General features: G+C 44.2%; 15 protein-coding genes. All 15 read right to left on the bottom strand.

Annotated elements, in window-relative coordinates; all coding sequences use genetic code 11:
• Positions 1-5: 5 nt before the first annotated feature.
• On the bottom strand, positions 6-374 hold the full coding sequence (aroH, locus tag AC0YN6_RS13265; protein WP_054024380.1) for a chorismate mutase: 369 nt from the start codon (positions 372-374) through the stop codon (positions 6-8).
• Positions 374-1474 carry a 3-dehydroquinate synthase gene (gene aroB, locus AC0YN6_RS13260; RefSeq protein WP_475747329.1) on the bottom strand — a complete coding sequence of 367 codons (1101 nt, stop codon included), beginning with the start codon at positions 1472-1474 and terminating at the stop codon, positions 374-376. Before aroB ends, aroH begins: the two co-directional genes overlap by 1 nt.
• Positions 1475-1476: 2 nt before the next feature.
• Positions 1477-2646 (bottom strand): chorismate synthase, encoded by a 1170-nt coding sequence (gene aroC / locus AC0YN6_RS13255; protein ID WP_475747327.1) that lies wholly within the window; start codon positions 2644-2646, stop codon positions 1477-1479.
• Positions 2647-2862: 216 nt separating this feature from the next.
• Positions 2863-3033 carry a hypothetical protein gene (locus AC0YN6_RS13250; RefSeq protein ID WP_475747325.1) on the bottom strand — a complete coding sequence of 57 codons (171 nt, stop codon included), beginning with the start codon at positions 3031-3033 and terminating at the stop codon, positions 2863-2865.
• A 73-nt stretch (positions 3034-3106) separates the two neighbouring features.
• Positions 3107-3886: a CheR family methyltransferase gene (locus AC0YN6_RS13245; RefSeq protein WP_475747323.1), complete on the bottom strand. Its 780-nt coding sequence runs from the start codon at positions 3884-3886 to the stop codon at positions 3107-3109.
• 28 nt (positions 3887-3914) lie between these two features.
• Complete coding sequence (gene ndk, locus AC0YN6_RS13240) at positions 3915-4358, bottom strand: nucleoside-diphosphate kinase (protein ID WP_475747321.1); 444 nt, start codon at positions 4356-4358, stop codon at positions 3915-3917.
• Positions 4359-4387: 29 nt separating this feature from the next.
• The gene (locus AC0YN6_RS13235) at positions 4388-5362 is read right to left on the bottom strand and encodes a polyprenyl synthetase family protein (protein WP_475747319.1); all 975 of its coding nucleotides are present in this window, start codon (positions 5360-5362) and stop codon (positions 4388-4390) included.
• 8 nt (positions 5363-5370) lie between these two features.
• A complete protein-coding gene (locus AC0YN6_RS13230; protein ID WP_475747317.1) occupies positions 5371-6219 on the bottom strand; it encodes a menaquinone biosynthetic enzyme MqnA/MqnD family protein in 849 nt (282 codons plus the stop codon).
• Positions 6182-6856 (bottom strand): UbiX family flavin prenyltransferase, encoded by a 675-nt coding sequence (locus AC0YN6_RS13225; protein ID WP_475747315.1) that lies wholly within the window; start codon positions 6854-6856, stop codon positions 6182-6184. Before AC0YN6_RS13225 ends, AC0YN6_RS13230 begins: the two co-directional genes overlap by 38 nt.
• Positions 6850-7725, bottom strand: coding sequence for a UbiA-like polyprenyltransferase (locus AC0YN6_RS13220; protein WP_475747313.1), 876 nt, complete (start codon positions 7723-7725; stop codon positions 6850-6852). Before AC0YN6_RS13220 ends, AC0YN6_RS13225 begins: the two co-directional genes overlap by 7 nt.
• A gap of 2 nt (positions 7726-7727) precedes the next feature.
• Positions 7728-8438 (bottom strand): demethylmenaquinone methyltransferase, encoded by a 711-nt coding sequence (locus AC0YN6_RS13215; RefSeq protein ID WP_475747311.1) that lies wholly within the window; start codon positions 8436-8438, stop codon positions 7728-7730.
• 18 nt (positions 8439-8456) lie between these two features.
• On the bottom strand, positions 8457-9317 hold the full coding sequence (locus tag AC0YN6_RS13210; RefSeq protein WP_475747309.1) for a heptaprenyl diphosphate synthase component 1: 861 nt from the start codon (positions 9315-9317) through the stop codon (positions 8457-8459).
• Between the two features lie 125 nt (positions 9318-9442).
• Positions 9443-10018 carry a hypothetical protein gene (locus AC0YN6_RS13205; RefSeq protein ID WP_475747307.1) on the bottom strand — a complete coding sequence of 192 codons (576 nt, stop codon included), beginning with the start codon at positions 10016-10018 and terminating at the stop codon, positions 9443-9445.
• A 162-nt stretch (positions 10019-10180) separates the two neighbouring features.
• Entirely contained in the window at positions 10181-10402 is a 222-nt protein-coding gene (gene mtrB, locus AC0YN6_RS13200) for a trp RNA-binding attenuation protein MtrB (protein WP_475747305.1), read from the bottom strand.
• A gap of 143 nt (positions 10403-10545) precedes the next feature.
• Entirely contained in the window at positions 10546-10821 is a 276-nt protein-coding gene (locus AC0YN6_RS13195) for an HU family DNA-binding protein (protein ID WP_076336385.1), read from the bottom strand.
• Positions 10822-10942: the final 121 nt, after the last annotated feature.

Raw genomic sequence — 10942 nt, 5'->3', positions numbered from 1 at the left:
GAAAATTAAGCTTTAGACAAGTCCGGACGAAGCGCTTGCGCGCCATTTAAATAAACATGACGAATCTCTGCTTGGGTTTTGTCCGTGTTTATAAGTACCATCAATCTAATGCAGCGCTCTAGACTGCCTTTCACCGGTACTTCAAGCGCGCACATGAGCGGAACAAGCTCCCAACCCTTCATTTGGCGAATCGCTCGAGCAGGGAACGTCTCATCGAGATCGCTCGTAACGGTCACGAATACGCTGCAAATATCGTCTGGCACGATTTCGTTATCTGCTACGATTCCATTCAACATCTCAATCGTTGCATTCAAAATGGGCTGTTCTTCATTAGCTTCTACAGTAATCGCACCGCGAATTCCTCTAACACTCATTATTGTTGCACCTCCTGCTTTAATTGCTCTACGATTTCACGTACCCATTCAATACGTACATCGGATTTAATCTCTACTTTGCCAATTGCTGTTGGCACTACAAAAACCATCGTACCCTCAGCAAATTTCTTGTCATGCATCATCGCATCCATAATCTTGTCTACGTCCAAATGCTCAGGCAGCCTTACAGGCAGCCCAGCTTTTGCGAGAACGCGCTTCGTAACGGTATATATCTCTTCAGGAGCGCCATATCGCATGCCAAGCTTAGCCGATCCAATCATGCCGATCGAAATAGCTTCACCATGCAGCAGCTCACCGTAGCCGGCTACTGCTTCCAGAGCATGACCAATCGTATGACCCAGATTTAAGATCGCTCTTAGATCATTTTCACGCTCATCCTTTGATACGACTGCCGCTTTTACGCTGCAGCCCTTATACAAAGCGTAACCGAGTGCATCTGCATCCAGCGAGAGCAGCTTGTCGGCATTCTCTTCACACCAATCAACAAAGGATTCATCCCAAATCAGTCCGTGCTTGATCACTTCTGACAAACCGGCGCTAACTTCCCTAGGTGGAAGAGTTTGCAACGTTTGCAAATCATACAAAACCAGCTCTGGCTGATGGAAAGCGCCGATAATATTTTTGGCAAGCGGATGATTGACGGCTACTTTACCGCCTACGCTGCTATCATGTGCCAAGATCGTAGTTGGAACCTGAACGAATTTAATGCCCCGCATATAAGATGCAGCTACGAAACCAGCAAGATCTCCAACTACGCCGCCGCCAAGCGCAACGATTGCTGACTTGCGGTCAAGCCCCTCCTCTAACGCTTTAGCGACAAGCGTCTCAAGCATTGCTAGCGATTTAGAGCTTTCTCCGGCTGGAACAACGACACTGGATGTTTTAAAGCCTGCGCCTGAAAGCACGGATTCAAGTGTTTGCAAATGATTACCCGCTACGTTGGAATCGGTAATAATAAGCAGCGGGGATTTCTGGCTAATTCCATGCTTTATGAAATAGGAGGAAGCCTCTTTCAAGAGGCCTTCCCCAATGTATATAGGATAAGAGCGATCACCAAGTTCAACTGTAAGTTCCCGCATTTTTAATACCGCCCTAGCTGTTCGAGATAATTGTTCAGGTTGGCGCGAATTTCTTCAATGGAATCGCCACCAAATTTTTCAAGGAATGCTTTTGCAACTTCCCAAGCCATAACATGCTCCATTACGACGCTTGCCGCAGGAACAGCACAGCTGTCAGAACGCTCAACTTGAGCTGTAAATGGCTCTTTCGTATCGATATCCACGCTGCGAAGCGGCTTATAAAGTGTCGGAATCGGTTTCATTACGCCGCGTACAACGATTTGCTCTCCGTTCGTCATGCCGCCTTCGAAGCCGCCGAGACGATTTGTTGCACGATGATAACCGCGTTCTGCTTCGTACATGATCTCATCATGCACCTGCGATCCGCGTAGCTTAGCTGCTTCAAATCCGATGCCGATCTCGCAGCCTTTGAATGCATTGATGGAAACAACAGCTTGTGCAATCCGACCATCAAGCTTACGGTCCCACTGCACGTGGCTGCCAAGACCAATAGGCACGCCTTCAATAATACATTCTACGATCCCGCCAATGGAGTCGCCTTCTGCTTTAATTTGATCTATGTAGTCAGTCATCTTCTGTTCTGTTTCCTTGTCAACGACACGAACGGAAGATTCTTCTGTCAAACGGATCAACTCATCAACAGGAAGTTGATTAGCAGGTGCTTCGATTTCGCCGATACGAATAACTTGTCCAGCTACTTTAATGCCAAATTCCGCGAGGAATTGGCGTGCTACTGCTCCTACAGCTACGCGCGCTGCTGTTTCACGAGCACTAGAGCGCTCAAGCACGTTGCGCAAATCCTTCAAATCATATTTAAGACCGCCATTCAAATCCGCATGACCGGGACGCGGACGATGAACACGGCGCTTCTCTTCGTCGCTGCCTTCAATCGGCTCAATATTCATTACGGAAGTCCAATGCTTCCAATCGTTATTAGCAACGATAAGCGCTACAGGAGCACCCGTCGTTTTGCCGTGGCGTACGCCTCCAACAATGTTTGCTGTATCTTTCTCAATTTGCATCCGGCGTCCACGACCATGGCCCTTCTGACGACGGTGCAGCTGAAAGTTCAGTTCCTCAAAATCAATTTTTAAATTACTTGGCAATCCTTCAATAATAGCGGTTAATTGGGGACCGTGTGTCTCCCCCGCAGTCAAATATCTTAAACTCAACTAAAGCTCCTCCTCAAGTGTAAACGACTAAAGCAGTCCATTTACAGCAAATTGCCTGCTATGCTTTACTGCACTAAACATCTTTGCTCATTATAGTACAGCCTTTCCGGTTTGACAAGAATTTGAACCCCTTAAAAACAGCTCCCCATGCATAAAAAAAGGGCTGGCGGAATTGTCATCAAGAATGACAATTCCGCCAGCCCGGGCAGCATGTAGTCAATTAGCTGTTAACCGATCTTTTCTTAGTATGCTGGTTCCATCGCTCGTAAGTAATGGGTCATCTACAAGTCTCGTCATTTGCCCGCTGTCTACTCCGATAATTTGCGCGCATTCCTGAATAGAAATAAAACCGCGCCTATAAGCAGCTATAACCTTACGTTTATCCATCGGTTGCTTCATCCTCCAAGTCAGTTACCTACTAACTAGTATAGGAGTAGATGGAAAACCGTATACATGCGTCTTACACTCGGCGATAAAAAAACGTATCAGCGGTCTCAAAGCCATATTGTGCAGGTGAGAAAATTTGTTCCGTACTGCCTACAAACAGCAGTCCGCCTGGTTTAAGTGAATTAGAAAATTTATGATACAGGAGATGCTTTGCTTCTTCTGTGAAATAGATCATCACATTTCGGCATACGATCAAGTCAAACGATCCTTCAAACTTATCATGAAGTAAATTTTGCTGCTTGAATTGAATAAATTGTTTAAGTGAGTCCGAGATCTGATACGCGCCTTCTGCTTGCTTAAAATATTTTTGCCGGCATACCCCGGGAACATCACGCAGCGAACGCTCTAAATAGCTGCCTTCCATTGCCTTTTGCAGCACATTCATATCTAGATCCGTTGCGAGCAATGACGAACGCGCAAGCGCACCGAGCTCCGATAAAATCATAGCCAGCGTGTAGGGCTCCTCACCAGTTGAGCAAGCAGCGCTCCATACCTTTAGACGATTACTTGAAGCAAGCATCTCAGGAAAAAAACGTTTCTGCAAAACTTCAAAGCGGGAAGGATTCCTCCAAAACTCGGATACATTTATCGTCATACGATCCAAAAATTCATTCAGCATACTGCGATTTTGCTCAATGGCTTTCCAATACTCATCAAATGTCTCATAGCCATGTTTCATTCGTAATGTAGTCAGCCTGCGTTTCATTTGAGCTTCTTTATACTGTGACAAATCAATGTCGGTCTTTTGCTTTATTCGAGCAATAAACTGTGCAAAATCACGATCTTCAAGCATTGGCTCCTCCATCGCTTGTGGGCGAATATTAAATCCACCGTTGAATTGTATGCTCGTATTGAACCAACTCAGCTGGAGTGAAATAAATGTTGATCTCTTTTTCAGCGTTGGCTGCTGAGTCAGAGCCGTGAATAAGATTGAAATTCGTATGTACGGCAAAGTCCGAACGAATTGTTCCTGGATGTGCTTCTATCGCATCCGTCTTGCCGATTAAGGCACGTGTCAATGCAATGACATTATCGCCCTGCCATACCATCGCAAATACAGGGCCTGACGTTATGAAATCAATTAAAGGCTCATAGAACACTTTACCCTTATGTTCTTCATAATGACGCTCTGCTAGCTCATGGCTTAAAACCATAAATTTGGCTGCACACAGCTGCAGTCCTTTTTTTTCAAATCTTGAAACGATCTCGCCGATCAAGCCACGCTGAACGCCATCTGGTTTAATCATCAGAAATGTTCTTTCCATATACAATCATCCCTTTCTATTTACACAATTTAGTAATTACGTTTTCCAAACATAATCGCGATATCATTCAAGTTCTTCTTCGCTGTCACATTAGGTAATCCCTCTAATGCTTGCAAAGCTTTTTTAATATATCGGTTTGCAAGCTGATCAGCTTGCAAACCGCCATCACTTTTACGGATCATTTCAATAGCTCGTCCTGCATCTCTTTTGCCGCCTTGTTCCCTGATCAATGCGATTTCCTTCAACAAAGGATCACGTATTTTTGGGTCCTGCAGAGCAAGAAGAACAGGCAAAGTAATATTGCCTTGTCGCATATCAGAGCCGGCTGGCTTTCCTAGCTTCTTCTCGGTACCGTATAGATCAAGCAAATCGTCGCGAATCTGAAATGCCATACCTACGTTATAACCATATCGATATAAGCAATTTGCCGTTTTACGGTCAGTACCCGCTGCAACCGCGCCAAGCTGACAGCTAATTGCAATTAATAACGCAGTCTTACGTCTTATCCGAAGTAAATAATTGCGAATCGATTGTTCCGTATTAAAGAAATCACGAATTTGTTCCATCTCACCGATACACATTTGTACGAGCGCATGGGACAAAATTTGATGAATTTGTGGATTAGGAAGCGTTGCTGCGATTGATAATGCTTTGCCATGAATAAAATCGCCCGTATACATCGCAATGCGATTATCCCACTTGGACTTTACAGTGAGCTGTCCTCGACGTGTTTCAGCGTCATCAATGACGTCATCATGTACAAGTGAAGCCATATGTATAAGTTCAAGAGGGACTGCGACACGCTTCATCACATCCAGCTGATAATCGCCAAACTTGCCCGCTAACAGAACAAAAACGGGTCTAATCCGTTTTCCGCCGGCTCTAAGCAAGTGCAGAGAAGCTTCGCCTAGCAGCACATGATCATCCGATACACTGCGCTCAAGCTCCTGCTCGATCTGATTGAGGTCGCCTTTCATCTTTGCATACAAATCTAGTAGTTTCATTCTTTCACCTATTGGGCAGATTGGTCTTCAAAAAAAGTTAGCTCCACGTCATTCGACAGCAATCCTAGCTGCTTCGAATAATCGAAATATAATTTAAGTCCTTCTTGCAGCTTGCTTCCAAAATCATATTGGAGCGATTGAAAGTACATCTCCCAGTAAGTCGATGCTCCTCCAAGCTGCGTGCAGGCTTGTTCAATTAATGGATTAAGATGATTCTTATTATACTGTTTGCTCGCATTTAACGCTTTATATACTGCTTGTACTTCTTCAGGTGCTGCTGCTGCCGCTTCTTTACGTGCAGCAACTACAGCATAGGTCATGCCTAGGCCCGTCCATTCGTTCCACAATTGTCCTAAGTCAATCACATGCAGACCATGATCAAGCCATGAAGCATGGATAGCCGGGTCTCCAATAATAAGTGCAGCATCAGATGTCTCCAGCATACGCTCAAGATCGGGTTCTGCTGGTACATATTCTGGATTACACTCAAAGTGCAATGCCATCAATATTTTCAATAAATTAACTGAAGTCGCTGATGCCGTTGTTACTGAAATGCGTTCAGGACGTTTACGCGTAATCGGTTCTTTCGTAAATAACAGGATTGATCTAACATTTCCTATAGAGCCTACAGATAATTCCGGCAAGAGTACATAATCTTCCGCATTTAGTCCGTAGGCAAATGATGATATTGCAGATATATCTAATTCACCAGTTTTTAGCATCTTGTTTAATTCAGAAGGTACACGCTTTATGACCTCAAAGCTCGCCCCATTCATTCGCTCCTCGAACTGATGGAAAAGCGGCCATGCATTCGCGTAATCAATTCTTCCGATGGTGATCGGGCGATTCATGCCCATTCTGTTCATCTCCCCATCTTCTGTACAAATCATGTTCGATTGTCATATTATCAAGTACTTTGCCAACCAAAAAGTCTATCATTTCATCCATCGTCTGTGGTTTGTAATAAAAAGCCGGCATAGCCGGAATGATTCTTACCCCTAGTCGAGCAAGCGTCAGCATGTTCTCAAGATGAATTGCATGTAGCGGCGTTTCTCTTGGAATGATGAGCAGTTTCCTGTTCTCCTTCAACATCACATCTGCGGCTCTAGTCATTAAATTATCGGAAATGCCGTGCGAAATTGACGCAAGCGTCCCCATCGAGCACGGCACAATAACCATTCCTTGAACCCGGTAAGAGCCGCTTGCAATACTAGCGCCAATATCCGCATTTGGATGAAATATAAGTCTTGATTCAGCAACAGCATTGCCAAAACGTTGTTCAAGAGCAGCTTGCCTGCGTGATGTCTCCCAGCCAAGCTCTTCCTTAAGCACTCGCCAGCCTGCTTCTGTTATGACTAAATGAACCTCATAGTTCATCTGTAGTAACACATCAATTAGTCTTATTCCATAAATTGAGCCGCTCGCACCTGTTATTCCAACAACCCACCGATTCGTCCAATTCGTTGCACTTTCTTTTTTAAGATCGTTTACCATTGATGAATGACCAATAAATCAACGATGACAAAAAGAAAAAGCACAACGCTTAGCGTACCGTTCATTCCAAAAAAGGCAGTTTGAACACGCGACAAGTCATTTGGACGAACGAGCCAGTGTTGATAGAACAAAAGAGAAATCGAGATCAAAGTGCCAAGCAAATACATCCAACTAAGATCAGTCAACCAGAACAAGGCAATAAACCCAATTGCCGTAACAATGTGTAATGATCGAGCGATCCAAAGTGCTCCACTTATACCAAACCGAGCCGGTATAGAGTGCAGCCCAACATTGCGGTCATATTCAAAATCCTGTGTTGCATAGATGATATCAAAACCTGCAATCCACAAAGAAACCGTAATATACAAAATCCATGCAGCCAGATCAAACTGACCGGTGATTGCAACCCAGCCTCCAAGCGGCGATAGACCAATCGTAAGACCTAATACTAGATGGCATAACCATGTGAACCGTTTTGTGTATGAATAAAGGACGAGCAATGCAACTGCGATTGGCATAAGCTTCATTGCGATTGGCGCCAAGTTCGCCGTAGCTATAAACAATAAAATAAAAGACACAATAATAAATAGCATAACCTCAGCTGACTTAAGCAAGCCTGCTGGAAGTGCTCTTTTCTCGGTTCTTGGATTGCGTAAATCGATCGCTTTATCAATCAGGCGATTCAAGCTCATTGCTGCGCTTCGTGCACCGAACATCGCTAATGTAACCCAGCCGATTTCACCCCATGAAGGTAGACGCTGCTCCATCATAACCGCCCCTAGAATAGCTCCCATAAAGGCGAACGGCAAAGCAAAAACCGTATGCTCAAACTTAATCATTTCCAAAATAATACGTAATTTGCGAATCATTGCTACTTCTTCTCCTTTGTCCCCATATGCAGCGCAGCAACTCCGCCGGTTAGAGGATATGCCTTCACCTGATGAAGACCCGCTTCTTCAAACAGCTCTGCAAGCTGCTGTCGACCGGGGAACATTTTAAGTGATTCGGGCAACCATTTATAATCACTAAAACTTTTGGCTACCACTTTACCAATTATCGGTAATATACGTTCGAAATAAAAGTCATACATCGCTTTGAACGGTTGCCAGGTTGGTTTAGATACCTCTAAACATACAACTTGACCACCTGGCTTTACAACTCGGTGCATTTCCTTCAGAACCTGCAAATAGTCAGGAACATTGCGCAGACCGAAGCCAATCGTAACGTAATCAAAAGCATTATCCTCAAAAGGCAAGCTCATTGCATTTCCTTGGACCAATTTAATTTGTTTGTTTAATCCCAGCTTATCGACTTTAATAGCCCCGATATCGAGCATGTTTTGACTAAAGTCAAGTCCAACGATTTTGCCTGTCTCGCTTGCATTAGCAAGTGAAACTGTCCAATCACAAGTGCCGCAGCAAAGATCGAGTGCGGTTTGTCCTTTAGTTACAGCCATTTTTTTCATTGTAAACTTGCGCCATGCCTTATGTCTCCCAAAGCTAATAAGATCGTTCATCATATCATACTTTGGAGCAATCCGTTCAAATAAGCCATGCACATGGCTCTTGGAGTTCGTATCCACCTTTACAAGTCACCTCGTCTAATTGAGCGCTGGCGTGTAATCGGTCTTTTCGTTTAACAGAGTGTCGACGATGCTAGTCAATTCCCCGAGTAACTTGTCCGATTCCAGCTTGTCAGCTATTGTTTTCACCGAATCAACTGATTGCTTCAGCTTCGCCATAAGCTGGCTGCTCACGTTGTATTTTTCTGTCAAACTGTTAATAAATATGAGATCATAATTCCGCTGGGTGAGCTGCTCGCGCTCATCATCAGTACTCGCTTGCATGATATGCCAGTAGGACCAGCTCTTATCAAACAAAGCCGGATTGCCACTTCGCATTAATTCATCAGCCAAAACCTCGCAGCGACTAATGCCGTCCAGAATACCAGGCCATACTCTTGAAAGCTCACCCTCCAGAACCTCAGTGAAAATTTGGAACAACGTACTTCGAAGCTGCACCGATAAACCTAAATATTCCTCTGCGCTAACCTTCTGCTGCCTCATACGAACATAAAGATTAACTTTCAGTCGATTGACCTCGCTGACCGCTTTGCTAATTTTTGAAATCATTTCGATTTCACCGGCTTGCGAAAGCAATTGATAAAAAGTCGCACTAAAATAGTCCCCTGCCAGCACTTTAAGCTGCCTCGACCGCATCTCTGCCTCAGGACGATGTTCTTGGTGCGTATCGATTAAATCATGCGTATCCATTCCTAGCTGAACGAGAGATACGACGAGTGTATAGAGCTCACTATGTGTCTTAAGCGACGCTTGCTGGCTTAGGAAGGCATGTAGCAAGCGAAGCCTTGCATTCGCTAAGTCAGGAAGAGCCGTATGCTCCTCAATCATGTCATATTTCACATATTTTTGAGCTATTTCAGGTATACGATATGTTTTCATTGGGGAATCCTCCGAACAGAGAAGCGCAAATCGCCGCTCAATAATCTAAACTATTATAGCACAACTTATTCTAAAGAACATATGATTAGGCTTGCTTGTTCAACAAATTGCAACATACATCCCTTTTATAGCTGCGAAATGGAGGAGGGTTTTACAGTAAATCCCGATACTGGTCCAAATCGTTCTTCCCAAGCGGAAGTAAAGCTAACTCTTAGTCTCTTTCTCCAAAGCTCGTCATGCACGGGATCAGCTTGAGTTAAGCGATCCATGTCACTAATCAGCCATTCGTCTGTTTTCCGCACGTCGACAGCCGCAAGCAAATCTTCACCCTCAGCATTCGCCCCAATAATTCGAATAAGTATACGCTTCACGTTCTCAAGCTGCTGGAAGGAGACCCGCACTAGCTTCTCTACATCCCCGAACCAAATAGCCGGTCTTCCCTCACTAGTACTAACTCGCATGTCAACTGCCAGGATCCCGTTGCTCCATTCCACTTTATTCAGCCTCTCATGCAGCTGAGCAGAAATGATCACATCAACTAAATTGCTATTGGAAAGCCTAACAGCAGGCGTCGTACGGAAGACAGCCACGTCGCCGCGATTGGCCTTCTGCTGCCATGCTGCATGAGGCAGCCAAGTAAATAATAATGTGACCGCCAGCGCAGTCACGCATGCCGTTAGAAGCGGTTTGCCGATGTTCACCCTGCACCTCCGAATAATAGCTTATCTTCATGAACCTCTAAAATCAGATTCTTCATATGAAAAATAAGTCCCATCTCTCATTGTACGAGCGTTGAGGAGTTAATATTCGAATGACAAGCAGGCAAAAAAAAAGCAGGCTTAGCCTGCTTTGCTCATTAGTTGCTACTGATCAGTTTCCATTGTTCCGTATTTCGTCATGACGACCGCTTTACCCCGAATTTTAATGGCTGAAGTATGATCGGTAAATTGGCAAATCAATATTTCGTTTTTATCAAGCTTTTCCGTATGATGAAATTTCGTGTCCAGTCCGCGTGTTAATCCGATGACTTGAACGCCTTGATCCTTTGCCTTTACGACAATATACTCGCCAGTTGTAGGCTCCATCGTTATCCCTCCGCATCCGTAATTCCAAGCTTCCATGTGAATTATAGTGGATGTATAACATTTGTGCAATCCATTCTCTTATGCAAATATACAAAAAAACGCTCGAACGGTATTCCGTCCAAGCGTTTTTCACTAAAGTATGCTTAATTGGATACGAGGTCCTTAAGTGATTTTCCTGGTTTAAAAGCAGGTGTTTTGCTAGCTGCGATATCGATAGGATCTCCTGTTTGCGGGTTGCGGCCTTTACGGGCTTGACGCTCGCGAACTTCGAAGTTACCAAATCCAACCAATTGGACTTTATCTCCGCTTTGCAACGCATCGGAAATAGCATCAAAAACAGCGTCAACTGCTTTTGTTGCATCTTTCTTCGAAAGATCAGTCAATTCAGCTACTTTCGTAATCAAATCTGTTTTGTTCATTGTTTCACCTCCTCCAAGTACTTAGTGAGTACTATTTGTTTGCAATATAAACTCTCATCTTATCCCTCTTATTAACGGAAAACTTCAAAAATATACCTTTTAACTGAACAAACCTATAGTA

Source organism: Paenibacillus sp. J22P15 (genome assembly GCF_056269345.1).
This window is presented reverse-complemented; position numbering and strand designations above follow the sequence as displayed.

Bases quoted from the DNA above. Each gene is read 5' to 3' on its own strand.
- aroH (WP_054024380.1), bottom strand. From the start codon at position 374: ATGAGTGTTAGAGGAATTCGCGGTGCGATTACTGTAGAAGCTAATGAA.
- aroB (WP_475747329.1), bottom strand. From the start codon at position 1,474: ATGCGGGAACTTACAGTTGAACTTGGTGATCGCTCTTATCCTATATAC.
- AC0YN6_RS13250 (WP_475747325.1), bottom strand. From the start codon at position 3,033: ATGGATAAACGTAAGGTTATAGCTGCTTATAGGCGCGGTTTTATTTCT.
- AC0YN6_RS13245 (WP_475747323.1), bottom strand. From the start codon at position 3,886: ATGCTTGAAGATCGTGATTTTGCACAGTTTATTGCTCGAATAAAGCAA.
- ndk (WP_475747321.1), bottom strand. From the start codon at position 4,358: ATGGAAAGAACATTTCTGATGATTAAACCAGATGGCGTTCAGCGTGGC.
- AC0YN6_RS13235 (WP_475747319.1), bottom strand. From the start codon at position 5,362: ATGAAACTACTAGATTTGTATGCAAAGATGAAAGGCGACCTCAATCAG.
- AC0YN6_RS13230 (WP_475747317.1), bottom strand. From the start codon at position 6,219: ATGGGCATGAATCGCCCGATCACCATCGGAAGAATTGATTACGCGAAT.
- AC0YN6_RS13225 (WP_475747315.1), bottom strand. From the start codon at position 6,856: ATGGTAAACGATCTTAAAAAAGAAAGTGCAACGAATTGGACGAATCGG.
- AC0YN6_RS13220 (WP_475747313.1), bottom strand. From the start codon at position 7,725: ATGATTCGCAAATTACGTATTATTTTGGAAATGATTAAGTTTGAGCAT.
- AC0YN6_RS13210 (WP_475747309.1), bottom strand. From the start codon at position 9,317: ATGAAAACATATCGTATACCTGAAATAGCTCAAAAATATGTGAAATAT.
- mtrB (WP_475747305.1), bottom strand. From the start codon at position 10,402: ATGGAGCCTACAACTGGCGAGTATATTGTCGTAAAGGCAAAGGATCAA.
- AC0YN6_RS13195 (WP_076336385.1), bottom strand. From the start codon at position 10,821: ATGAACAAAACAGATTTGATTACGAAAGTAGCTGAATTGACTGATCTT.